Below are 25,026 nucleotides of genomic sequence, written 5' to 3' on the forward strand. Positions count from 1 at the left end.
GACGAGTTAATTAATCGGGGCATTTGGGTTGGTTTTTTTCTATGAAATAATAATGAGGTGAGTGTATGGGTGTAGTTCAAGAAAAAAACTTTGCTAAAGTTAATACAGTGATTCCAATTCCGAATTTAATTGAGAATCAGATTAAATCATTTAATAAATTCAGAGAAGAAATGATTGATGAAGTTTTTAGAGAAGTATTTCCTATTGAAGATAATACGGGGAATTTTGTATTAGAGTACATTTCTTCAAGATTGGAGGAACCAAAAGTAACTCCAACTGAAGGTAGACTGAAAAATATGACATATAGTGGTGTGTTAAAAGCGACGCTTAGATTAATCAACAAAGAAATGGGAGAAGTTATAGAGTCTGAAGCCTTTTTTGGAGAAATTCCTTATATGTCTGACAATGCAACATTTATTTTTAATGGAATTGAACGTATTGTTGTAAATCAAATAGTTCGTTCTCCGGGAATTTATGTAACTAGTTCGATGACAAATAGAGGTAAGTATAACTATCAGGCTAAAATCATCCCTGATGAAGGTGCATGGTTATCATTTGATACTGATAATAAAGATAATTTATGGATGTATGTTGATTTGAGTAAGAAAAAAATACCACCAACATTACTTATTAAAGCATTAGGTGGATATTCTGAAGAAGAAATTTTAGAAATGTTTAATCATCATCCTTTTATTAAAGCTAGTTTTGAAAAAGACCAAGCTAAAACTCAAGAAGAGGCGTTACTGGATTTCTTCCATATTTTACGTCCAGATGAACCAAGAGTGTTAGAAAGAGCTCAAAAACATATTGAAAATCTGCTTTTAAATCCTAGAAAATATGATTTGTTGTCTGTAGGTAGACACAAAGTTAATGAAAAACTTTCTGTAAAAGAAAGAGCAATAGGAAGAGTTTTAGCTAGAGATATAAATGGCTATCAAAAGGGAGATATAATCGACAAAGAATTTTTCGAAACATTTGATGGAATTACACTATGGGTATTTAATTCTGAAGGAGAAGAAGTTCAGATTAGAGGTACAAAACCTGGAAATACAAAGTTATTGCGTGTAGAAGATATTATCTCTGCAATAGACTATGTGATTACAGCTAATAGTGGAATTGCAAACTTTGATAATATTGACCATTTAGGTAACAGAAGAGTTCGTTTATGCGGAGAGCTTTTAAGAAATCAATTTAAAATTGGTATGAACCGTGTAGAAAAGAATATTAAAGAAAAATTAAATGTTGGTATGGCAGACGGAAACTCAAAAATGACACCACAATCTCTTATCAACGTAAGACCACTAGTTGCTGTATTGAGAGAGTTTTTGGGTTCTGGTCAATTATCTCAATTTGTTGAACAAGTAAATCCTTACGCAGAGTTAGGACATAAACGAAGAATTTCAGCATTGGGACCAGGTGGTTTCCAAAAAGACCGTGCTGGAATCGAAGTGCGTGATGTTCACTATAGCCACTATGGAAATATGTGTCCAAGTGAAACACCAGAGGGAGCGAATGTCGGTTTAATTACTTCCTTAGCTTTATATGCGCGCATAAATGAATATGGAATTATCGAAACTCCTTACTTGAAAGTAGATAAAAAATTAGCAAAGGCTACAAAAGAAGTGGTTTATATGACTGCTGATAAAGTAGAGGAGTTTTATATAGCTAAAGCAGATAGCGTTGATGAAAATGGTAATTTTAAAGAAGAAAAATTAACGGTTAGGAAAAAAGGTGAATATCCAGCGATACATAAAAATCAAGTAGATTATGTAGATGTTTCTCCAGGGCAAATCGTGGGTGTTGGGATTCATTTAGTACCATTCTTACCTCATGATGATGCAAACCGAGCAGTTATGGGAGCAAACATGCAAAGACAAGCTGTTCCACTGATAAATCCGGATAGACCTATAGTGGGAACAGGTATGGAGAAGGTTATTTCTTTAAATACAGGAGCATCATACGTTGCAGAAGAAGATGGGAAAATTGTAAAGGTGACATCTAATGAAGTAATTGTAAATTACAACAAATTAGGTGAAAAGAAGTACATTTTACACAAATACCAAAGAACAAATGCTGATACTAGTTTCACGCACAAAATAAGAGTAACTGTGGGTGATAAAGTGAAAAAAGGAGATATCTTGGTGGATAGTACATCTTCTCAAGATGGGGACTTGGCATTGGGTAAAAACTTACTTGTAGCCTTTATGACATGGAGAGGTTACAACTATGAAGATGCTATCGTAATTAATCAAAAACTTGTAAAAGCAGATGCATTTACAACAATTATGATTAAAGAATACAAAACGGATATTAGAGATACTAATGCGGGTTCAGAAGAATTAACAGTCGATATTCCAAATGTTTCGAAGTTTAATAGAAGATTTTTAGATGAAGAAGGAATTGTCAAAGTTGGTTCTTATGTAAAATCTAATGATGTTTTGGTAGGTAAAGTAACACCAAAAAGCCAAGAAGATAGCACACCAGAAGATAAGTTGCTGAGAGTTATTTTTGCAGATAAAGGTAAAAATTACAGAGATTCTTCGCTAAAAATACCGCATGGTAAAAAAGGCGTTGTAATTGATGTTGTAAGAATTACTAAAGAAGATTGTGAATTACCTAGTGGTGTCAAAGAACAAATAAAAGTATTTGTTGCAGAAAAACGTAAAGTGGTTCCAGGGGATAAAATGGCTGGAAGACATGGAAATAAAGGTGTAATTGCAATAGTTGTGCCAGAAGAAGATATGCCATATATGGAAGATGGAACACCTGTAGATATCGTCCTCAATCCATTGGGAGTTCCATCTCGTATGAATATAGGTCAAATAATGGAGACTCATTTAGGAATGGCTGGAAGAGCGCTTAATAGAGTTTACAAGATTCCAGTATTTGATGGAGCTAATGAAGAAGATATTGTTAATGAATTATCAGAAGCTGGATTGCCTGTTAAAGGTAAATTTAAATTAACTGATGGTATTACTGGTGAGGAAATCGAAAATGAAGTTACCGTAGGCGTTATGTATATGATGAAATTAAACCATCAAGTAATGGACAAAATGCATGCCCGTTCTACTGGACCATACTCACTTGTAACGCAACAACCTCTTGGAGGAAAAGCTCAATTAGGTGGGCAACGTTTTGGAGAAATGGAAGTTTGGGCATTAGAGGCACATGGAGCAGCTTATATGTTAAGAGAAATGCTTACTGTTAAATCGGATGACGTAATTGGGCGTACAGAACTTTATGAATCAATTGTTCGTGACAGAGAAATGCAACAAGAAGGGCAAACAGAATCATTGAAAGTAATGATAAAAGAATTAATGTCATTAGGATTAGACGTAAAACTTGAAAAAGAAGAATAAACAAGTTTCATTATGCTGAATTGAAAATGTGAGGAGTGGGAAGATGGCGAAAGTATCTGGTAAAGAACACTTAAGTATTAAATTAGCTTCCCCAGAGACCATAAAATCATGGTCTTTTGGGGAAATTAAAAAATCAGAAACTGTGAACTATCGTACTTTTAAACCTGAAAAAGACGGTTTGTTCTGTGAAAAGATTTTTGGTCCAACCAAAAATTATCAGTGTGGAGTAGGTTGTGGAAAATACAAAAAGGAAAGAGATGTTGGTACCATTTGCGAAGAGTGTGGGGTAGAAGTACAACATTCCCGTGTTCGTCGTGAACGAATGGGTCATATTGAACTAGCTACGCCAATTGTTCATTTTTGGTATTTTAAGAAACAAAATTACATTCCTCTGCTATTAAATATGAAACAAAAAGATGTAGAAAGTGTAATTTATTGCAAAAATTATATTGTATTAGATGCAGGGAGTACACAACTTCAAAAGAAACAGGTCGTTACAGATAAACAATACGCTGAATTATATGGGAAATATGGCGAAGCATTTAGAGTGGATATTGGCGGAAGAGCAATTAAAGAACTTCTAGCAGAAATTGATTTAGATAAAATGGCTGAAGAGTTAAAAAAAGAATTAGAAGAAACAAAAACTCTAAAAGCAAAAGATATTGCTAGAAGACTTAAATTAGTAGAAGACTTCAGAAAATCTGGAAATAGACCAGAGTGGATGGTTATGGACATGATTCCTGTCCTTCCTGCTGATTTAAGACCATTAGTTCAATTAGATGGTGGTCGTTTCGCAACATCTGATTTAAATGAATTGTATCGTCGTATTATTAATCGTAATAATCGTTTGAAACGTTTAAAAGAACTAGGAGCTCCGAGCATTATTGAAGAAAACGAACTTCGTATGTTGCAAGCGGCAGTGGATTCATTAATTGCCAATCAAAACAGACAACATCCTGTAACGGGACCTGGTAAACGTGTTCTTAAATCATTGTCTTCTTACTTGGAAGGTAAAGCAGGGCGTTTCCGCCAAAACTTGTTGGGTAAACGTGTTGATTATTCGGGGCGTTCAGTTATTGTAGTTGGACCTGAATTAAAGTTACATCAATGTGGTATACCTCGTGAAATGGCGCTTGAATTATTTAAACCATTTGTAATGAATCAAATGAAAGAATTAGGTTATGTAGAAACGTTTAAACAAGCAAAACGTCAAATTGAAAATAGAAACGATAAAATGTGGGATGTTTTAGAAAAAATCGTACAACATCATCCAGTGTTACTTAATCGTGCACCAACTCTACATAAATTGTCAATTCGAGCTTTTGAACCTGTCATTATTGAAGGAAAAGCAATTCAATTACATCCTTTAGTATGTTCTGGATTTAATGCCGACTTTGACGGTGATACAATGTCTGTACATATACCGATTTCTCGCGAAGCCCAAGCAGAAGCAAGAATTCTTTTATTGGCAACTAAAAACCTGTTGCATCCGCAAAATGGTAAATCATCTGTAACTCCATCACAAGACATGGTTTTAGGCTGCTATTACCTGTCTATTGAAGAGGAAGGTGCAAAAGGAGAAGGTAAGTTCTTTGCAAGTGTTAGAGATGTTTATTCTTCTTTAGAAAATAAATACATAACTTATCATACGAAAATTATTTTAAATGTAGCTGATGATGATAGATTTAATGGTAAATACCTTGTTACCACACCTGGTAAGATTATTTTTAACGAAGATTTGCCAGAAGGAATTCCATTTATGAATAATGGGGTAGTAAATCTAATAGAGACAGAAGGCGTATTTGATGATATTGAGGAAACGCTAGATTATCTAAAGAATAAGAAAGTCAAAAATTTTGATAAAGGTTTCTTAGAAGAATTTGTTTCTCAGGTATACAATGAAATCGGAGAAGAAAAAACAGCTATATTGCTAGATAATATTAAAGAAAAAGGTTTTGTATATTCTACAAAAGCTGGATTAACTATTTCTTTAGCAGATGTTGTAGTTCCGGAACATAAATGGGATATCATTAAAGAAGCTGAATCTGACATGGTGGAAATAGAAGAATTATATCAATATGGTCGTATTTCCAAAGATGACCGTCATGAATTTGTTGTGAATAAATGGTCAAAAATTAGTGCGAAAGTTGCAGATGCATCAATTGATACTCTTGATGGAGGCGGTTTTAATCCAATAAAAATGATGATTGATTCAGGAGCTCGTGGTTCTAAAAATCAATATCGTCAGTTAGCAGCAATGCGTGGATTAATGGCAGACCCTTCTGGTAAAACAATTGAACGCGCAATCTTGAAGAACTTTAAAGAAGGGTTAGACCCATTTGATTACTTTATTTCTTCTCATGGTGCTCGTAAGGGACAAGCCGATACTTCTTTAAAAACAGCCGATTCTGGTTATTTAACTCGTAGACTTGTAGATGTTGCGCATGATGTTGTGGTGAATGAAGATGATTGCAAAACAGAAAGTTATATATTAGTTAGAGACATTGAACCTAGAGTTGAGAAATTGGAAGAGCGAATTTTAGGTAGAAGATTAGGAAAAGATTTAATGTTGGATGGAAAAGTTATCTTCGAAAAAGATTCTCTTATTAACAAGCAACAAGCGAAAGAAATAGCCGAATTATTTGAAGAAGTACCTATTCGCTCTCTGCTTACTTGTGAATCAGTCCAAGGGGTATGTAAAAAATGTTATGGATATGACCTTTCAACAAATAAAGAGGTTCCAAGAGGAGAAGCTGTTGGTGTTATTGCTGCACAATCTATTGGTGAACCAGGGACACAGCTAACAATGCGTACTTTCCACTCTGGTGGGGTAGCTGGTAATGATATTACACAAGGTTTACCTCGTATTCAAGAAATATTTGAGGCGAGAAAAAAGATTAAAGGTGAAGCCATCCTTTCTGAATTTAGCGGAACGGTCTCTATCATAGAAAAAGGTCGTTTAAAGGATATTAAAATTATAACTGATGAGGGTAAAGAGCAAGTTTATCATGTTAGCCTTGGTGTGGGTATTGAAGTGGAAAATGGAATGAAAGTTGTTCCTGGACAGCAATTAACTAAAGGCTCAATTAATGCTCATAAATTATTAGAGTTACGAGGCATAGAACCTGTACAAGAGTATCTACTTCAAGAAGTGCAACGAGTATACCGTGGTCAAGGTGTTAAAATAAATGATAAACATATTGAAGTAATCATTAGACAAATGACGAAACAAGTTCAAATTTTCAATCCAGGTGATTCTGACGAAGTAATGGGCTCTATTCTGAATAAAGGATACATAGAAAGAAAGAATAAACAATTACGTAATGAAGAAAAACAAGTAATAGAATTCATACCTGTACTAATGGGAATAACAACTGCGTCATTATCAACAGAATCATTCTTATCCGCTGCATCATTCCAAGAAACGCCTAGCGTCTTAACGGAGGCTGCGGTTAAAGGGAAAATTGATAAAATTATTGGATTAAAAGAAGCAGTTATTCTAGGGAGAAATATTCCGGCTGGAACTGGATTCCCTGAGTATTCCGAAGAATAATAGAAGGGGGCTCAAAGAGCCCTCTTTTATTTTGGATTTATGTCACTTTCTGGATTTGAAATGCATTTATTTTTTCTGGATTTATATAAAGGTAGGATTTCGCAAAGAAATTCAAAAATAACGAGATAGAATAGAGTGTTTAGGTTCTTTTAAAAAATAAAAAAAGGCGGGTGTTTCACTTTGAATTTAGGATTTAAGAAAATAGAAGTCCAATATGAAGAAATTTCAAATAAAAGAGCAAGATTTCATTTTTCTACTTTAGAAAGAGGATATGCTAGAACATTAGGAAATGACTTGCGTAGGGTTTTATTATCAAGTATTCCAGGGACTGCTGTAATGGGTCTTCTTATAGAAGGTTTGAATCATGAATTTCAACATGTTTCAGGTACTATTAATAATGGTACAGAGTTAGTTACTAGATTAAAAAACATGATTTTCTCTGTTCCTGGAGAAGACATGATGGAACTTAAATTTTCCGGAAAAAAAGCAGGTAGTTATTACGCTAAAGACATTGCTCTTCCTGAAGGTGTTGAGTGTCTTACTCCAGATGTAGAATTTTTAAAGCTTACAGGAGATAAGGAAGTTAACATTACAATTTTTGTGAAAAGAGGCAGAGGTTATTTAGATGCAGATGAGCATAAAGAGTTTGAAGAAGAAGGATTCCAAGATGTAATTCGCATTGACTCAGACTTCAAGCCAGTAAAAAATGTATCTATACATGTTGAAAAAAAACGTGTGGGACAAAACACAAACTATGAAAAACTAGTTTTAGATGTAGAAACAGATGGGGTTGTTTCGCCAAAAGAAGCGATTACAATAGCTAAGTTTATCCTAATAAGCCATTTAAGATATCTTGATGATATGAAAGAGTTTGTTGAGGAATTTGAATTACTAGAAGAAGAAAAACAAAAAGAAGAAGAAATTTTTGATATGTTGATTGAAACCTTAGATTTATCTCCAAGACCATATAATTGTTTGAAAAAGTCTGGATATAATACTATTGGTCAAGTATTGGCATTGACTAGAGAACAACTTAAAGCATTAGACCAATTAGGGGCTAAATCAATTAAAGAAATTGAAGAGAAATTAGTTAAAATCGGATACAAATTAAAAGATGAATAATATGTAAAATTACCCTTCTCTCTTTTTGAGAAGGGTAAAAAATTAAAAACGATATAATTCTTCTCTTATAAATGTTATTATGTTATCTTTAATACTTAGGTTTTCTAATTTTGTAAAGATGCTCTTTGCGTCAGCTTCGCGTGTTTGGAAAATGGTATCAACTACCCATTCGCCGGTTGATTGTCTAGGATGCCCATTTTCGTTTTTCATAGACTGTTCTAATGTAGGCAAATGTGTATGATGCCCTGTTGGAATATAGGTTAAAAAAACGAAAAATAATGGTTGTCTCTCTAAAATAACGAGAGATTCAAAGCCTTCTCTATAATAAGAAAATGGAGTATTTGTTGTTTGCATTGTATTTATTACACCATTTTCGAATTTATCTGAAGACATGTATCCTTCAAAATCAATAATCATAGGATGCACACTCCTTTTCAGATAAAAACTGTCTGCTTTTTTATGGTTCAATCTAGAATCTATATATCCTTTAAATGCGGGGTTTAGAATTATATTAAGAAGTTGGGTGAAAGTTTGAATACGGTAAAAAAAATTAATATTATAGTAATGTTGTCGATGTTTATGTCGTTGTTTATTTCCAATTCGGCTTCTGCGGAGAGCGTAGAACCGAATATAATTGGAAATCATGGTGTGAGTTTAGATGCACAATCGGGAGATGTTTTATTCGATAAAACTTCTCATCAAAAGGCTTATCCGGCAAGTGTAACAAAGGTTATGACAGCTTTGATGTTAGATGAAAATATTAAGGAAAATGAAACTATTACGCTGTCAAAAACTTGTGTCAATGAAGTTAGAAGTAATTCTCAAATTGCATTTAAAGAAGGCGAAAAATTGAGTAGAGATACAGCTTTGTTTACAATGATGACTATTTCTGCAAATGATATAGCTTGTGCAATTGGGGAACATATTGCCGGCAGTCAAGAAGCTTTTGGAGCTATGATGACAAAAAGAGCTGAAGAATTGGGTGCCTTAGATACTCAATTCAAAAATGCAAATGGATTGCATGACCCAGAACATTACACAACTGCATATGATATGGCTTTGATTGGTAGAGAAGCAATTAAACATGACTTAGTTCGTAAAGCAATGGCAACAAAACATTATAAAGTAACAACTGATTTACAAAAAGATGTACCAATTGTGAACAAGAGTAAAATACACGATGACCCAGATTCAATAGGTGGAAAGACTGGTTTTACAAATGAAGCAAGAAATACATTAATGAAAATTGACGAAAAAGATGGAATTCGTGTTGTAAATGTGATATTTGGAGCAAACAAGCTTACAGATAAGTACAATATTTATGATGATATCCTAAAAATATCAAAGTACAGTATGGACCAATTAACAAAAAAATTGGTTGTTGATGAAGAAAAATGGAATAAAAAATTGACTTTTTTAGAAAAAAAGGTAATAGTAAAACCAGAAAAATCGTTGTACTTAACTATGCAAAAAAATGACAATTCAGCATACGATGTAAGATTTACCCCTAAAAAGATAGATGAAGACTTGTTGTATATAAAAGGAATAAGCAAAGGTCAGAAATTAGGGGAAATAGAAATCATAAAAAACGATAAAAAAATTGATACAGTTAATGTGGTGTCGACACAAAATGTTGTTTTTGAGAAACCAAAGGATATTTTAATTCCTTTTTGGATAAAAGTATTAGCGGCAATAATAATTCCTTTAGGTTCTTACATTGGATTTGTATTTCTTTATAATTATAGATATTTTAATAATAAAAAGAGACCAGTGTAAGAAACACTGGTCTTTATTTTTAATTGATTTCCAAAACCTTAAGTTGCAAACGACCAATTGGAGCCTCGATAATGACTGAATCATTTATTCTTTTGCCCATTAAAGAACTTCCTAATGGAGAGTCAATGGAAATTTCGGTTTTACCATTACCATATCCAAGAAGTTTGATAACTTCAGTTTTACCGTCGGACCATTCGATGGTTACGGAGTGTCCAATTTCTACTTTATCATTTGATTCATTTTCTTTAATAATAATGGCGTTGTTAAGTAAATTTTCTAATTCAGTTTTCTCTTTGTATAATTTGGCTTGATGTTCTTTTGCGGCGTCGTACTCGGCATTTTCTGAAAGGTCGCCCTGTGCCTTTGCACGTTCGATTTCTTCAGCATTTTTTGGGAGTTCAATGTTTATAATTTCTTCTAGTCGAGCTTGTCTTTGATTTTTTTGCTCGTCAGTCAAATAATACTTTTGTTGGTTATTCAAATTTATCACCTCTAGCAAGTTAGTTTGCAGATTTTAGGTGGAAATCCTACTAAATAGAAAGGAGTTTTTAATAATGAACTTAGAAACAATTGGGTATATTTTGTATTCTGGTTTAGGAATGCTTATTTTAGCGTTTTTATTCTTGTTGGCAAGTTTGGTAAACAAAACTAAACAAACAGAAAATAGTTTTTATGGTGAAGATACAAGTGATTATGAATATGAAGAAGAAGTATATCCTGTACGAGAAAGAAAATCATATTTTCCGTTTGGTAAAAATAAAAAAGACAATCATATAACGCATGAAACAGAAGAGTATCCAGAACACATTAATTATGAAGAAGACTCTGATGATGAATTATATTCAAACTATGATATAAAATCTGAATTTACTCCGAATCGACCTGATGAGTATAACTATGAAGATGATGGAGTGGAAGATGAATATGAAAGTGATTTTGCATTCATAGAATCAGTTTCAAAAAAAGCAAGAAGTGAACATAGTGCTTTTGAATTTGATTTTGATAAATATACAAAAAATAAAATAGAAGAAATTGATACGGAAGAAGATATTTTACTAGACGATGATTTTTCAACAGATAAAATTCAAAAAGAAGAAATGAAAAACTCAAATAAAAAGAAAGGTCTTACAATAAAGCATTATGAAGAAGAAAATGAAAATGATGCAGATATAGAAGCGGAAATGATGCAGCGTATTAATGCTTATAAGGAAAGATTTAAAAAATAGAAACAGTTTAATTGTTTCTATTTTTTTTGCAATAAACGTTCAAGAAGCAACTTCTGATTTAATAACCTAAAGTTAGTAGTAGATGTTTCTCCAGATAAAAGTGACATTAAAGTATAAAAATTATTTTTAATTGATTCGGGGAATTCATAAAGCGTTAAAAAGTCATTTATAGTGTGAGTAGAAGTTGCGTAGGCAAAAACTATTAACTGCAAATGATAGTTATTTTGTGAATTTGGTAAGATTATAGATTTAGGGTCGAATTTAATTTCAAAAGGGCAAATTAGACCTATTTTTGATAAAAATTCAAGTGATAGAAGGGGGTATTTTGAATTTAAGATTTTGTATCCTTCTTGTGTCTTGATGCTTTTATTTATTAAATTTAAAGTTGATTTGGTCTTTTCCAAAGTATCTAGTAATTCTTTATCAATTATAAACCCTGTAGTAGAAGATAACCTAAAAGGTTTAAGCCAAATGAAAGGACTAGTTGCTACAAGTTCTTCGAAGTTATTTTTCACACTGCTAATTATCTTTTTTTCGAAGTCCTTTAAGGAATCGGTGGCATCTATTAAATGATTTCCGTCATATGTTAGTGAGTTAATGTTTAAATCAGCGTCCGATGCTTTTTTTAACAAATCCTCTGAATTGGGAACTATCTCGAATACTCTTCCTTTAATGGTAAAAGAAATTATTGTATAACCAGATATGGTCTCTCTTATATTAGCCATTGGATAAATAGAAATAACTTGTTCCGTTGATAAGGTTGTGGCTATATCTATGTCTTTTGGATTAATGTTTAATAAAATATCTCGGATATATCCACCAAATATAGCGCTTTCGCCATGTTGATTTAAGGAATGAAGAACATTCGTTACAATTGGGTCTTTAAGTTCAAACATTTATTGTACCTCCTTAATAAAAATAGCCATTTTAAACAATTTCTGAATTTAATAATATATAATGTAAGGAACTAAAAATAGCAACAAAAAGGTGGAAGAAAAAATGAAAAATGGAAAATTTATAAGAACTGTAATCCATATGCAAAACGTTCCCCGTTGGGATGAATACGTCCCTCACTTCGATGATAATGCAGCAAATCATAGTTTTAGGTGCGCAGCTTATGCTACATTGGCAGCGTTAATAGAAGAAAAGAAATTCGGAAAACAAGTGGATAAATTCCGAATAATAGGGAAAGCGTTGTTTCATGACTTAAATGAAACAATTACGGGTTCTATTAAACATGTAACCAAAAAGGACCCATTTGTTCAAGAGCATATTCGTAGTTTTGAACAAGAAGCAAGTAAGGAAATTGTTTCGTATTTATCTAAGTCATTACAAGCATTTTTTTGGGATTTCATAGTGGAAGCAGAAGATATGTCCTTTGAAGGTAGGCTTGTGGATGGTATTGATACATTTGATGCTATGTTATTTTGTCACAGAGAAATGTTATATGGTTCGAATCCTATTTTCAGAAAAAAGTTTACAGAATTTCACGATAAGCTTGTAAATCATGAAATAGAATCTATTCGTTGGTTGGTGAATGAATTCGATAAAAGAGAAGGGGTTTATGAATTCCTGAATAATATTTTGATGCTGGATACAATAGCTAGATGGAAAGGGAACTTTAATCTAGTAAAGGATAATGATGCTTCTCATACATACCGAGCGACTGCTCTATCTATATTTAATGGTCTTTTAGAAAACGTTAAATATGGTAAGAATATAGATATGTATTTATTAGCGGGTAAAACTATTTTTCATGATTTAGTAGAAGCCGTTACAGGTGATATTTTGGGACCAGTAAAACATTCTAATCCTAAGATTAAAGAGGCTTTCGAATTGTATGAAAAAAATGCAGCTAGTCAAATGATTGAGTCATTGCCGGAGTTTTTAAAAGAAGAAATAATAGAATTGATGGTAGAGTCTAAAAATAATACATATGAAGGTAAAATGGTTGATATTTCGGATAAGCTAGATGCTTTAATTAAAGCTAATTTAGAAATGAAAAACAACCCTAGTGAATATGCTGATACATACTATAGACAATTACAAAAGATTCAACATAAATTTGAAAATGAAAGTGTAATATTCTTTTTAGCATATGTTTTACATGATATTACCAATAGTAATTTTAGCAAGTAAGTGTATTTCGCAATGCCTATATTTTTAGAAAATAAATATTTTCTGGATTAAGGTAGTGTAAGTAAGGATATATGATAAAAAAAGGTTAGGCATTATTAAATAATGTTCCTAACCTTTTTGTTTTTTTTATTATTTTCAGTGACACTATCTATTTAATGAAAAACGAGGAGATAGGCAAAGAAGAATTTAATTAATGTAATTTAATGGGTTTGCATAGCTAAATGTTCCTCCATCAAAAGAGGTAGCAACACAGAAATGTAAATGATTTCCTGTGCTTCCGCCATTTGAGCCAACTCCACCTATTTTTTGACCTCGGAACACATATTCTCCAGGACTTACGTATACACCATCGTCATACATATGACCATAGATTGTATATAATCCATTATTAGGATGTTTAATTACAATCCAGTTACCATATCCATTAGCATGTCCTGCATATAAAACATAACCTTCTTCTGCTGCATAAATAGGTGTATTCCTTGGTGCACCAAAATCTACTCCGTTGTGTAATTTTTTCTTACCGGTAATAGGGTGAGTACGATATCCATAAGGTGATGTAATTGTATAGCTTCCTGGTTCCATTGGGTATGCTAATATTGCACTTCCTAAATTTTGACTAGTTTCATTGCTTTCTCTTGCTGATTCAGATGCATTTGAACTTGAAGAATTTTTCTGTTGTTGTTGCTTCTGTTGTTGTTTCTCTTGCTCTTGTTTCTGTTGTTGCTGTAATAGTAACTGTTTTTGTTTTTCTTTTGCTATTCTTTTTGCTTCTTCAATTTTAGATTGTTCAAATTGAATTGATTTTTCTGCCTCGGCAATAGCACTAGATAAGCTTGCCATAGCTTCATCTTCTTCATCGATTGAATGTTGAACTTGCTTTTTCTTTGCATTTAAATCGTTTTGTACATTTTGTTGTTCAGTTTTTTGAAACTCTTGTAATTTCTTTTTTGTTTCAAGTTCTGTTTTCTCAGTTTCTATTTTTATTTTTTTGTCTTCCAATAGTTGTTTTTGTGTCTTTATGAAGTTAATTTTTTCTAATACTTCATTATGAAGCTGTTCGCCTTTGTGCATAATATCCGTGTATTTTTCAAAACGGAATAGAAATTGAGATAAGCTGTCAGAGCGAAATAAGAACTCTAGAAATTGAACATTCCCACTAGAATACATAAGTTTTAAGTTTTGTTCAAGTTTCGCTTTTTTTTGTTCTAAATCTATTTGTTTTTCCTTAATAACATTTAATATCTTATTGATTTCTCTCTCTGTGTTTCGTATTGAAGTTTCTTTCGTTGTAATTTCTTTGTTTGTAGAATCTAATTCTTTGGTCAATGTTGCAAGTTTCATTTCAAGGGTTTGAATTTCAGATTCAACCTGATTTAATTCTTGCTGTAATTGTTCTTTTGTATTAGCAGAATCATTTGCTTGCTGTTGGAGTTGTAACTTTTTATCTTGTAATTCCTTTATGTTCTCTGCGTGGGCAGTTTGAGAAACTAGAAGCAAAGTTATACCAAAGCTAAAGGCAAGTGTATGTGCTTTTTTGTATTTATTCATTTTAAAGCTCCCTTCGTGAACAAAATTGTTGATAGACTTATGTATTTTTTTAAAGAAATATTCAAAACCCTTATGAAAAATCAACGCCTTTATCACATGACTTGGATAAAGGCGAAAGGGATTAGTAATTTACTTGTTTTTTATTCTTGTATTTCAATAACCGTTGCGTGTCGCTCTGTTTCGAAAAAGAATAAAGTTTTTCCTATGCGAATTCTTGTTTTGTCTAGTAAAATTGGGATTTCTTCAATAGTTTCTCCGATATGGACTGTCATTACGTAATAGGGTTTCTTATATTCGAACGTAATGGTGTTTGTGATTTCTCCCTCGTGTTTGATTCCATTTATTACAGCCTCTACATGTTGATTTAAAAGATGAAAATTTAAATATTTGTCTAGGAAATCAATCATTTGAGGTTTATCATTAGCGATATTCAGTCTCATGTCTTCACCTCTTTTAAATATAACGCAAACGCTTAATATCTAAAAATAGGTGTTTTGTCTAGTTTTTATTGTAATTTTATCTGAAACGAAGAAAAACCCCCACATAAAGTGGGGGAGAAATTAATTCTTGTACAAATCCAATTTTTGTTGAAGTTCTTTTGAAACTTTGATTCTTTCTTCTTCGTCTACTTTTACAACGGACATTCTACCTTCTCTAGCAGGATTTCCTTGTAATTCAACTTGATTTATTTTCAAAGTGTCGTCATAGTCTAATTGACCTAAGAACAAAGGAATAGCAGAAGATTTGACATTTGTTCTAAAATTATCTTTTAAAATGCCAGTTAATTCATTGATTTTTTTAATGTTTTGAAGGTCTGCTGATTGTTTGATAATTTCAACCATAACCTGTCTTTGTCTTCTATTTCTTCCGAAATCACCTTCGCCATCGCCACGGAAGCGAGCATAGTTTATGGTTTCGTTTCCGTTTAAGTGGTGCGTTCCTTTTTTAATTCTAACGTATTGATTTGTGATGCGGTCATAAAATTGCATTTCTTTTTCTACAGTGATATCAAGACCACCAATTGCATTTATCATCTCGATAAATCCGTTCATGTTGATTGATGCATAATAATCAATTGGAATTTGAAAATAATTTTCAAGACTATCAATTGTATTGGAAACGCCTTTATTGAAAGCGTGAGTAGCTTTATCATACTTTCCAGTAGCTTTATTAAGCATCCAAGTATCCCTTGGGACTGATACTAGGTTTAATGTATTCTTCTTAGGTTCTACTACAGCTATGATGATTGAATCACTTCTACCATGTTCTATGGTATCAGAATCGGTTCCTAGCAATAGAAAAGCAAAAGGTTGTCCATCTTTTAAAGCTTGTTTCTTATATACAATTTCTTCTAAACCGGTCTCAGCATTGATAAGTTTTATGGTTTTTTCTTGGACTGGTAACTCTTTATAAACATCTTTCCAAACAAATATACTAAAGCTTAAATAAGCACCATATCCGAAGAGAAAAACCACAATAAGGGCACTAAAAACTTTAACTAGGCGTTCTAAGAACATACTTGTGTGTCACTCCTCAATTGTAATTTTTTTTTACACTTAAAATAAATTTGTACGTAACTTAAAAAAATCTTTTTAAATTACGAATAAATAATGAAATTCAATCATTCTTAAAGGTTTTTTTGTTACAATTAAAAAAACAATAAAGCATTGGAATATGTAGAAGTAAGCAAATTCCATGTTAGGTAATCGTAAATTAATTCAATTATTTAAACAAAAATATAAAAAAGAAAAAGAAGTTTGAATATGATATTTGAATTCATTTTTTTCTGAAGGAGACCTTATGGTATGGAGATAATAGTACAAAAATTTGGTGGAACCTCAGTTGCAACAGAAGAGGCAAGAAAACATTGCGTTTCGCACATCAAAAGGGAACTAGCTAATGGAAAATCTGTTGTAGTTGTTGTTTCTGCAATGGGTAGAAAAGGAGACCCTTACGCTACTGATACTTTATTATCATTATTGCAAGGGGAAGTTAGCAAAAGAGAAAAAGATTTATTGTTAATTACAGGAGAATTAATTTCTGCATCGGTATTCTGCTCCATCTTGGAGAAAGAGGGAATTTCTTCCGTTGTACTTACGGGTGGTCAAGCGGGTATAATTACAAATGATACGTTTGGTTCATCACTTATTATGGATGTATTGCCACAAAGAGTAAATGCAGAATTAAAAGAAGGAAAAGTAGTCGTTGTTCCAGGATTCCAAGGTGTAACTACAACAGGAGAATTTACCACTTTAGGAAGAGGCGGTAGTGATACAACAGCTGCTGCGTTGGCTGCTGGGTTAGAGGCAGAAGTGGTAGACATATTTACGGATGTTGAGGGAATAATGACAGCTGACCCAAGAGTTGTTAAGGATGCAAAATATCTAGAAAAGATTTCTTATGAAGATGTTGCTCAAATGGCTTGGGGTGGGGCAACGGTAGTTCATCCGAGAGCAGTAGAGTTGGCAATGAAACATGAAATTCCGATGAGAATTCGCTCTACGTTTTCTAATAGTTTAGGTACTAAGGTAACAAAAAAATCCATAAGTAAAAGGGAATACGATGCTAAGGAAGTTATGATTTCTGGAGTTGTATCAACGAATAAAATTCATAGATATACAATTGGAAAAAAACATAATCCAGAATTAAGAAATTTCCAAGGCATTTTTAACTTTCTTCAAGAATCAGAAATTAATGTGGATTTTATTAACATTACAAAAGAAGCTGCTTATTTTACAGTGACAGAGAGTGATTCTGTAGTTCTAGAACAATTTCTAAAAGTTAAAAAAATCCAGCACGAAAAAGAGGAAAATGTATCAAAAGTTTCAATAGTAGGTAATGCAATGAATGGTGTTCCAGGAGTTGTAGCAACCATTATTAAAACAATAGAAAAAGAAGAAATAGAAGTAATTCAAACTTCAGATTCAAATACAACAATTTGGTTATTGATTAACGAAAAAGATGAAAAGAAAGCAGTGCAAGCGCTTCATCGTTCGTTTTTTAAATAAATCTTTATAATAAATCTTTATAAATAAGGAGAGATTGAATTATGTGTGGAATTGTAGGATATATCGGTAAGGAAGACTCAAAAGAAATTTTATTAAAAGGTTTAGAGAAATTAGAGTATCGTGGATACGATTCAGCAGGGATAGCTGTAATGAACGATGAAGGCGTACATGTATTTAAAGAAAAAGGTAGAATTCTGAATTTGCGTGAAGTAGTAAATGAAGATATTCATGCTGCTGCTGGAATTGGTCATACAAGATGGGCAACTCATGGAGTACCAAGTAAGGTTAATGCACATCCACATCAAAGTGAATCTGCGCGTTTTACTCTTGTTCATAACGGGGTAATAGAAAACTACGAAATCCTGAAAAAAGAATATTTAAAAGATGTTTTATTGAAAAGTGATACGGATACAGAAGTTATTGTGCAGGTAATTGAGAAATTTGTAAATCAAGGTTTAGAAGTTGAAGAGGCATTCCGTAAAACATTAAAAGTTCTACATGGCTCTTACGCAATTGCCTTATTGGACAAACAGAATAAAGACGTAATCTATGTAGCAAAAAATAAAAGTCCTCTGTTAGTTGGTTTAGGGGAAGAATTCAATGTTGTTGCTTCTGACGCAATGGCAATGATTCAAGTAACGAATGAATACGTTGAATTAATGGATAAAGAAACGGTACTTGTAACAAGAGATTCTGTTATTATCAAAAATATTAATGGCGAAGTGATTTCAAGAGATTCATACATTGCCAAATTAGATGCAAGCGATATTGAAAAAGGTACATATCCTCATTACATGTTAAAAGAAATTGATGAACAACCATTAGTAATGAGAAAGATTATTCAAGAATACCAAAATGATTCTGGAAAATTAACTGTTGATAAAGAAATTATTGATGCTGTTAATGAAGCAGATAGAATTTACATTGTGGCTTGTGGAACGAGTTACCATGCAGGTTTAATTGGAAAAGAATTTTTGGAGAAATGGGCTAAAATACCTGTGGAAGTTCATATAGCTAGTGAATTTTCTTATAATATGCCTTTACTTTCTAAAAATCCATTATTTATATTTATTTCTCAAAGTGGAGAAACAGCTGATAGTCGTGCAGTATTAGTTCAAGTGAAAGAAATGGGATATAAAGCTTTAACAATTACAAATGCGCCGGGTTCAACGCTTTCTCGTGAGGCTGATTATACGTTATTACTTCATGCAGGACCAGAAATCGCCGTGGCGTCAACAAAAGCATACACAGCACAAATTGCTGTTTTAGCGATTTTAGCAAATGTGGCAGCGACATCTAAAGGTATTCATTTGAATTTTGAGTTGACAAAAGAATTGGCTATTGTCGCAAATGTTATGGAAAATCTATGTACTCAAAAAGAAAAAATGGAACAAATCGCAAGTGAATTTCTTTCTACAACACGTAACTGCTTCTTTATCGGAAGAGCGCTAGATTATTATGTAGGTCTAGAAGGTTCACTGAAATTGAAGGAGATTTCATATATTCAAGCTGAAGGATTTGCAGGCGGAGAATTAAAACATGGAACAATTGCTCTTATTGAGAAAGATACACCAGTGATTGCTTTAGCAACACAGGAACATGTGAACTTAAGTATTCGCGGGAATGTAAAAGAGGTAGTGGCTCGCGGTGCTAAACCATGTATTATTTCTATGAACGGATTAGAAACAGAAGAAGATGCATTTGTAATAGCTGAGGTACATTCTTCTTTAACACCGTTAGTGTCAGTTATTCCGTTCCAATTAATTTCTTATTATGCAGCTTTACATCGTGGGTGTGATGTGGATAAACCACGAAATCTTGCAAAATCAGTTACTGTAGAATAATAGAATCTCATATTTAGAGATTTAAAAGAAATGGTAATCTGGAAAGTATGAATAAGATTAATGAGGATGTTTAAAAAGAAGGAATCTGTAGTGTTAATTATAGATTCCTTTCAAAAAAATGTAAATAACTCATTGTAAATATTCGAGGTAAAAGTTTTTAAGTTTGTTGAGAGACTTTTTCGAGTCTCTCAGTTTTTAAATTGTATTGGTCGGTGGAAATTGTGGATTTAAATATTATTATTATGATTTTAAGTGCGTTATTAATGTCGTTTTTACTTGCTCCGTTTTATTTGAAATGGTTAAAAAATAAACAGTTCGGACAGTTTATAAGGGAAGATGGTCCGAAAGCTCATTTGAAAAAATCAGGAACTCCTACTATGGGTGCTTTGATTTTCTTGCTGCCGGTTGTGATATTGTCATGTTTCTTTGTAGATTATACAAAAATTCAAAATTTATCTTTGCTTATCTTAATTTTAATTTTTGGATTTATTGGCGGAGTAGATGACTTTGCTAAAATTACAAAAAAACAAAATGAAGGATTAACATCAAAACAAAAGATTGTATTACAATTTTCTGGAGCAGCAATTTTTTATTTAATTCTTCAAGTAGGTAATGTAGATACTAATGTATTTGTACCTATTGTGAACCAAACTATAGATTTAGGTAGTATTTTATATACAGTCTTTGTAATGTTTTTAATTGTGGGTGCAAGTAATGCAACCAATTTAACAGATGGATTAGATGGATTATTAGCTGGAAATGCTATTGTTTCTTTTTCAGCATTTGCCTTTATTGCTCATTTACAAGGTAATCAAACAGTGTTTGCTTTTGCAATTTTATTTATTGTAACTTTATTAGTATTTTTAATGTTTAATTTTAATCCAGCTAAAGTATTTATGGGTGATACAGGTTCGCTTGCTTTAGGTGCTGTAATGGCAGGTATGGCTATTATTTTAAAAGTAGAAGTTTTATTATTGTTCATTGGGATGATATATGTAATTGAAACTTTATCTGTTATTATGCAAGTGACTAGTTTTAAACTTACAGGAAAAAGAATTTTTAAGATGAGCCCAATTCATCATCATTTTGAATTAGTGGGTCTTTCAGAAAAACAAGTATTCAGTTTGTTTGTTATAACTCAAGTGCTGTTTTCAATTGTATCTGTTATATTAATTATGAAAATGATGTAATGCGAAACCCAACCGACATTGGTTGGGTTTTTTATTATCTCTTTTTTTTAATAAGAGATATAATATAAGAAAATAAGGAGAATGAAATATGAAACTAAACAAAAATCAATATTTAATTCTAGAAAAGAATGATGACGAAAGCGAAAATAAATTTAAAGTAGAGGTTGCTAATATAGCCGAAGAACATGACAAAAAAGTTATAGCTAAATTCGTAGATATTGACAGCGCTAATAAATGGATAAAGGATAACTTTAAAGAAAAACATTTGTTACCTTTAGCGATGTTTAGTGATGAGTATCGAAGAATTTTTGATAGTATTTCTTGTTTTATTAAAGATAAGTTTGAAGAACAACGATTAACAATGTTATTTTCAGAAAGCGAAGAAATAATTAGTCATATTGTTCTTATGGGGATATCTATAGAAGAAGAAAAAGAAGAAGGTTTTGAAAGTGTACATGCAATTAAGCATCACTTTTTAGTAAGTACAAACGAAAGAATATTTGTATCGCATCAAATTGTATATTATTGTCCTGGAGTAGAAGAAAAAAGAGAAAAGACACAGTTTGATTGTGTAGTTCCGCTTTTCCAGAATGGCTCATATTTTGATACGAAATCAGGAGATTTTGTTGTTGAAATCAGAGAAGATAATACGTTTATGAAATCATTTATGGAAAATGGAATAGGGAAAGAAACATATAATAAAATGAACAAAAATACTCAACAGGAGAAAGAAATTGCTAGGTTGCTGGAGAATATCGATTATCCAAAAGTTTTAAAAAAGAAGACAGATTGGTTAAGAAAAATAAAAAATGCATATTTTAAAATGCTAGATGATTTTGTTTCACATTATAATCAGTAAAACCGTAGCAGAGCTACGGTTTTTTTAATTTCCTGGTCCTTCTTCAAAATAAGAAAAGTCATACGCGATACGGTCCAAAATGTTATTTTTTATGTATCCGTTCAAAGGTTTTGCTAGTTTGTATAGTGCTTTTAAATCATCAAGGTAAATAACTTTGCAACGTTGAGAAATGCTAGTGTTTTTAAAAATAGGTCTATTTAACTCTTTCTTTAATTTCTTCTCGCGATTTCTTGTAGTTACTATGTAAAGCTCAATAGGAATATTTAAAGTATATATAAGGTCGGAAAATCGTAAAAGTCCACTGGATATAGAAGTCGTTGTCTCTATTTCGAAAGCAGCGTAAGGTACACTGTTTTTGAACCAAATTACATCTATTAAAGAGATTATGTTTTTAGATTCTTTTGGGATATTTTCATAAGGAAGAACGTCCAAAGTTCCATCACCTAAAAACTCTTCATTAAAAACTTTATTTTGGTCATTTCTTGCAATAAAAACATCAATTTCAAGAATATTTGCTAACTCTTTTAAAATGTACTGAGCATTTAGGTGCGGTTCTGAAATATTACTTTGTTTCGTATTTTCTATTGGTGGATTCTCAGAACCATTTTGAATTGATTTCTTTTTTTGCCTTTTTATTTTGTTTTTTTCTCTTATGAATAAATCTTCTGCATTATTTAAGTAATATGTAAAACTATATGTGCTATTGTGAATTAAATTAAGAATTTGTTTGAGTTCATTATTGTCCACGTTTAAACACTCATCTTCAGATTTAGGAAATATGAAGGGGGCAGAAATTCTTTCTTCTGGTTCAGTTATGTGTTTGATGTCTATCTTGTAATAAAATAGGTTGTCTATTTCATTTTCGTATGAGACTGATGTAAATGCTGCTATTCTACCATTTACAACATAAATGAGATGGTTATCTACGTTTTCATCAAAAGAAAAATCGATAGTAGATTCAAGTTTTTCTTCGAGAAAAGCCTGTAATACATCATGTTCAGTTGCTTGTAAAGCATATACCTTCATAGTAAATATCCTCCTTTCTGAATTTGATTAGAAATTTTATTTAATAGTGAAATTGGCTGCTTTAAATATAGCAAATGAAAAACCAAAAAAGTTGACATTTCGTAAAAAGTTGCTATTTTGAATTAGCCAAAAAAAGGAATTTGCATCCAATTGAGTTGGCGGTTAAATTTTATGGAGGTGTAGATGTGGATAAAAAAATAAGTAAAGCTCTTATAACAAGTATGTTGGCAGGAGTTGTTGTTTCTAGTGTTCCAATGAATGCATTCGCAGCAGAAAAGGTTCCTAGTGACCTTAACAAAATTAAAAATGAAGAAGCTAAACGTGTTGTAAAGGAGTTATTTGAAAAAGGGAAGATTAATGGATTTGATGATAATACATTCAGACCAGACAAAAAAGTGACTCGTGCAGAATTTGCTGCAATGTTATTGAGCGTTGTGAATTATGATAATAAAAGTGAAACAAACCGTAATGTGAATTTTGCGGATTCTAAAAAAGGCACAAGTTGGCACTATGATGTACTAAACAAAGCGTATAATATAGGTCTTATATCTGGTAAAGGAACGAAAGGAAATGGAGAAATTATAATGGCTCCCAATGCTCCTATTACGAGAGAGGAAATGTTAACGATTCTCGTACGTGCTTATGAACTTAATAACGTAAAGGCTACTATTACAGATAAGGAAGTAAATGAAAGTCTAAAAAAATTCGTGGATGCTTCAAAATTACCTTCGTGGTCTAAAGCTCCTGTTGTGAAATCTTTAAAATATGGAATTACATCAGGTCTTACAGAAAATCGTATTGGGGCTGGTGAAAAAGGAGACAGACTGCAATCCGCTATGTTTTCTTATCGCCTAATGAAAAATCCAGGTGGAGAAAAGACACCTATTATCGATAAAACAGCTCCAGTAATTACTCTGAAGGGGTCAAAAGATGTTGTTATTTATGAAGGTGATACTTATAAAGATGCAGGTGTCACAGTAATTGATAACGTCGATGGAAATATTAGTTCTTCTGTAGTTAAGAGCGGGGATGCTGTTAATTCAAATAAACCAGGAAAATACGTAGTAAAATATAATGCTAAAGATAAAGCGGGGAATAAAGCTGTTGAAGTATCAAGAACTGTAATTGTGAAAGAGGCAATAGCAAAGCTTGAAACTGACAAAGAGATTATTCATATTAAAAAATCTGGGGCAACAGTTGGTGAAATAAGAGGCATCCTGTCTGAACGCCACGCTATCGCTAAAGAGGGTATTCATTTTGTTTCTAAAAAATCTCTAACTGATAAACTAGGAAGTCCAGAAAAAGTTAGTAATGTGCAAAATTTAGTAGTGCATGTTAATCATACTAAAGTAGATAATAAGTTCACAAAGTCTACTATATATGATGTTAAATTTGATAAAGATGCTACAGATGTACAAGTTGATACTACAACAAGAACAGTAACAGTTAATGATACACATACTTTGGCAGATATTAAATCAGCATTTGAAACAAAAGCACAGGCAATTATTGGTGAAAATAGCGTGGAATTCTTTACTGAAATGAACGACAGTGAAGTTGTTTACGGAGATACAATAGTATTAATTGAAGGTTTGAATAATGATGTATCTATTAAGAACGTCACTTACAAATTTGGAGATTCTCTGGTTGTTGAAGCAGGTGAAAGCTCATTAACGGTAAAAGGATTGAAATTTGAGGATTCGTTAGATTTATATAGTTATAATCCGACAACTAAAACTACTACAAAACTAATTGATGGTGCTGAAGTAAGGGTGGACGGAACGTACGAATTCAAGAATTTAGCAACTGGTTTTTATGTTGCTGTGCAAAAACCACTTGAAAAAGGTAAACCTGGAGAAAAAGCTTATGAAGATGAGTATCAACAACGTTTGAAAAACGAGAATGTTTATGAAATTAAGCCAATTTTAAAAGCCGAAGGAAATTCAGCTGGTGCATATCGATTGTCTGCTAATTATCCAGGGTTTTCATTGTTAACACCGGATGCAACTGCTGATTTTGTAAAAGATGAGAAAAAAGTTGCTAAAATTACAGGTGGCGGAGACTTATATGCAGAAATTGTTTATAAATATCGTACAGAAAGAGTGAAATTTAAAAATATGAAACTTACATTTGGAACGGAAGCTGTAGACCATGATAAAAATTCAGCTACGCCAAATGTAAACTATCCAACAGTATTATTAAATCCAACTGCTGATTATGAACAATTTACATTAGGTCAAACTGTGTTATTTACTTTGGTATTGAAAGATAAAGATGCATCAGGTAATGTGACTTCTAAAGTCGAATTACCTCTTCAAGCAAAAGTTGTATTAAAAGATGCAGCATTGACGTTAGAAGTAACGCCACAATAAA

The 25,026-nt window shown here is 32.2% G+C and carries 18 protein-coding genes; 11 read left to right on the plus strand and 7 right to left on the minus strand.

Going from position 1 to position 25,026, the window contains the following annotated elements:
* Positions 1 to 65 precede the first annotated feature (65 nt).
* The 3 genes from rpoB to PDL00_RS02320 all read left to right on the plus strand — a co-directional run bounded on the left by rpoB (position 66) and on the right by PDL00_RS02320 (position 8,034).
* Positions 66 to 3,359 carry a DNA-directed RNA polymerase subunit beta gene (gene rpoB / locus PDL00_RS02310; RefSeq protein WP_098007014.1) on the plus strand — a complete coding sequence of 1,098 codons (3,294 nt, stop codon included), beginning with the start codon at positions 66 to 68 and terminating at the stop codon, positions 3,357 to 3,359.
* A 43-nt stretch (positions 3,360 to 3,402) separates the two neighbouring features.
* Positions 3,403 to 6,912, plus strand: coding sequence for a DNA-directed RNA polymerase subunit beta' (gene rpoC / locus PDL00_RS02315; RefSeq protein WP_098879838.1), 3,510 nt, complete (start codon positions 3,403 to 3,405; stop codon positions 6,910 to 6,912).
* Between the two features lie 180 nt (positions 6,913 to 7,092).
* The gene (locus tag PDL00_RS02320) at positions 7,093 to 8,034 is read left to right on the plus strand and encodes a DNA-directed RNA polymerase subunit alpha (protein WP_270725978.1); all 942 of its coding nucleotides are present in this window, start codon (positions 7,093 to 7,095) and stop codon (positions 8,032 to 8,034) included.
* 42 nt (positions 8,035 to 8,076) lie between these two features.
* Here PDL00_RS02320 and PDL00_RS02325 read toward each other — a convergent pair whose 3' ends face one another.
* Positions 8,077 to 8,451: a hypothetical protein gene (locus PDL00_RS02325; protein WP_270725980.1), complete on the minus strand. Its 375-nt coding sequence runs from the start codon at positions 8,449 to 8,451 to the stop codon at positions 8,077 to 8,079.
* Between the two features lie 114 nt (positions 8,452 to 8,565).
* On the opposite strand from PDL00_RS02325, the gene PDL00_RS02330 reads away from it, so the two are divergent.
* Entirely contained in the window at positions 8,566 to 9,810 is a 1,245-nt protein-coding gene (locus PDL00_RS02330; protein ID WP_270725982.1) for a D-alanyl-D-alanine carboxypeptidase family protein, read from the plus strand.
* 19 nt (positions 9,811 to 9,829) lie between these two features.
* Here the strand turns inward: PDL00_RS02330 and PDL00_RS02335 are convergent, their stop codons facing one another.
* Positions 9,830 to 10,291 (minus strand): GreA/GreB family elongation factor, encoded by a 462-nt coding sequence (locus tag PDL00_RS02335; protein WP_270725985.1) that lies wholly within the window; start codon positions 10,289 to 10,291, stop codon positions 9,830 to 9,832.
* Between the two features lie 73 nt (positions 10,292 to 10,364).
* Here PDL00_RS02335 and PDL00_RS02340 point away from each other — a divergent pair, with 73 nt between their 5' ends.
* Complete coding sequence (locus PDL00_RS02340; RefSeq protein ID WP_270725988.1) at positions 10,365 to 11,036, plus strand: hypothetical protein; 672 nt, start codon at positions 10,365 to 10,367, stop codon at positions 11,034 to 11,036.
* Between the two features lie 17 nt (positions 11,037 to 11,053).
* Here PDL00_RS02340 and PDL00_RS02345 read toward each other — a convergent pair whose 3' ends face one another.
* Entirely contained in the window at positions 11,054 to 11,932 is an 879-nt protein-coding gene (locus tag PDL00_RS02345) for a hypothetical protein (protein WP_270725990.1), read from the minus strand.
* Positions 11,933 to 12,035: 103 nt separating this feature from the next.
* On the opposite strand from PDL00_RS02345, the gene PDL00_RS02350 reads away from it, so the two are divergent.
* Positions 12,036 to 13,175, plus strand: a complete 1,140-nt coding sequence (locus PDL00_RS02350) for a YfbR-like 5'-deoxynucleotidase (RefSeq protein WP_098517516.1) — start codon at positions 12,036 to 12,038, stop codon at positions 13,173 to 13,175.
* A gap of 186 nt (positions 13,176 to 13,361) precedes the next feature.
* On the opposite strand, the gene PDL00_RS02355 is transcribed toward PDL00_RS02350, so the two are convergent.
* The 3 genes from PDL00_RS02355 to PDL00_RS02365 form a co-directional block, all read right to left on the minus strand.
* Complete coding sequence (locus tag PDL00_RS02355) at positions 13,362 to 14,726, minus strand: murein hydrolase activator EnvC family protein (RefSeq protein ID WP_270725996.1); 1,365 nt, start codon at positions 14,724 to 14,726, stop codon at positions 13,362 to 13,364.
* 140 nt (positions 14,727 to 14,866) lie between these two features.
* Positions 14,867 to 15,166 carry a hypothetical protein gene (locus PDL00_RS02360; RefSeq protein WP_098006787.1) on the minus strand — a complete coding sequence of 100 codons (300 nt, stop codon included), beginning with the start codon at positions 15,164 to 15,166 and terminating at the stop codon, positions 14,867 to 14,869.
* A 120-nt stretch (positions 15,167 to 15,286) separates the two neighbouring features.
* Positions 15,287 to 16,243: an LCP family protein gene (locus tag PDL00_RS02365; RefSeq protein WP_270725999.1), complete on the minus strand. Its 957-nt coding sequence runs from the start codon at positions 16,241 to 16,243 to the stop codon at positions 15,287 to 15,289.
* 288 nt (positions 16,244 to 16,531) lie between these two features.
* Here PDL00_RS02365 and dapG point away from each other — a divergent pair, with 288 nt between their 5' ends.
* The 4 genes from dapG to PDL00_RS02385 all read left to right on the plus strand — a co-directional run bounded on the left by dapG (position 16,532) and on the right by PDL00_RS02385 (position 21,627).
* On the plus strand, positions 16,532 to 17,734 hold the full coding sequence (dapG, locus tag PDL00_RS02370; protein ID WP_270726002.1) for an aspartate kinase: 1,203 nt from the start codon (positions 16,532 to 16,534) through the stop codon (positions 17,732 to 17,734).
* Between the two features lie 41 nt (positions 17,735 to 17,775).
* Complete coding sequence (glmS, locus tag PDL00_RS02375; protein WP_270726004.1) at positions 17,776 to 19,578, plus strand: glutamine--fructose-6-phosphate transaminase (isomerizing); 1,803 nt, start codon at positions 17,776 to 17,778, stop codon at positions 19,576 to 19,578.
* A 221-nt stretch (positions 19,579 to 19,799) separates the two neighbouring features.
* Positions 19,800 to 20,768: a phospho-N-acetylmuramoyl-pentapeptide-transferase gene (gene mraY / locus PDL00_RS02380; RefSeq protein WP_270726007.1), complete on the plus strand. Its 969-nt coding sequence runs from the start codon at positions 19,800 to 19,802 to the stop codon at positions 20,766 to 20,768.
* A gap of 88 nt (positions 20,769 to 20,856) precedes the next feature.
* Positions 20,857 to 21,627, plus strand: a complete 771-nt coding sequence (locus PDL00_RS02385; protein WP_270726008.1) for a hypothetical protein — start codon at positions 20,857 to 20,859, stop codon at positions 21,625 to 21,627.
* 24 nt (positions 21,628 to 21,651) lie between these two features.
* Here PDL00_RS02385 and PDL00_RS02390 read toward each other — a convergent pair whose 3' ends face one another.
* Positions 21,652 to 22,653: a hypothetical protein gene (locus PDL00_RS02390; protein WP_270726010.1), complete on the minus strand. Its 1,002-nt coding sequence runs from the start codon at positions 22,651 to 22,653 to the stop codon at positions 21,652 to 21,654.
* 185 nt (positions 22,654 to 22,838) lie between these two features.
* Here PDL00_RS02390 and PDL00_RS02395 point away from each other — a divergent pair, with 185 nt between their 5' ends.
* Complete coding sequence (locus tag PDL00_RS02395; RefSeq protein WP_270726013.1) at positions 22,839 to 25,025, plus strand: immunoglobulin-like domain-containing protein; 2,187 nt, start codon at positions 22,839 to 22,841, stop codon at positions 25,023 to 25,025.
* Position 25,026 lies beyond the last annotated feature (1 nt).

Origin of the sequence: Bacillus cereus group sp. TH152-1LC, assembly GCF_027710505.1 — a bacterium.
GTDB lineage: Bacteria > Bacillota > Bacilli > Bacillales > Bacillaceae_G > Bacillus_A > Bacillus_A mobilis.

Coding starts and splice junctions, on each gene's coding strand:
- rpoB (WP_098007014.1), top strand. CDS start 66: ATGGGTGTAGTTCAAGAAAAAAACTTTGCTAAAGTTAATACAGTGATT.
- rpoC (WP_098879838.1), top strand. CDS start 3,403: ATGGCGAAAGTATCTGGTAAAGAACACTTAAGTATTAAATTAGCTTCC.
- PDL00_RS02325 (WP_270725980.1), bottom strand. CDS start 8,451: ATGATTATTGATTTTGAAGGATACATGTCTTCAGATAAATTCGAAAAT.
- PDL00_RS02340 (WP_270725988.1), top strand. CDS start 10,365: ATGAACTTAGAAACAATTGGGTATATTTTGTATTCTGGTTTAGGAATG.
- PDL00_RS02345 (WP_270725990.1), bottom strand. CDS start 11,932: ATGTTTGAACTTAAAGACCCAATTGTAACGAATGTTCTTCATTCCTTA.
- PDL00_RS02350 (WP_098517516.1), top strand. CDS start 12,036: ATGAAAAATGGAAAATTTATAAGAACTGTAATCCATATGCAAAACGTT.
- PDL00_RS02355 (WP_270725996.1), bottom strand. CDS start 14,726: ATGAATAAATACAAAAAAGCACATACACTTGCCTTTAGCTTTGGTATA.
- PDL00_RS02360 (WP_098006787.1), bottom strand. CDS start 15,166: ATGAGACTGAATATCGCTAATGATAAACCTCAAATGATTGATTTCCTA.
- PDL00_RS02365 (WP_270725999.1), bottom strand. CDS start 16,243: ATGTTCTTAGAACGCCTAGTTAAAGTTTTTAGTGCCCTTATTGTGGTT.
- dapG (WP_270726002.1), top strand. CDS start 16,532: ATGGAGATAATAGTACAAAAATTTGGTGGAACCTCAGTTGCAACAGAA.
- glmS (WP_270726004.1), top strand. CDS start 17,776: ATGTGTGGAATTGTAGGATATATCGGTAAGGAAGACTCAAAAGAAATT.
- PDL00_RS02385 (WP_270726008.1), top strand. CDS start 20,857: ATGAAACTAAACAAAAATCAATATTTAATTCTAGAAAAGAATGATGAC.
- PDL00_RS02390 (WP_270726010.1), bottom strand. CDS start 22,653: ATGAAGGTATATGCTTTACAAGCAACTGAACATGATGTATTACAGGCT.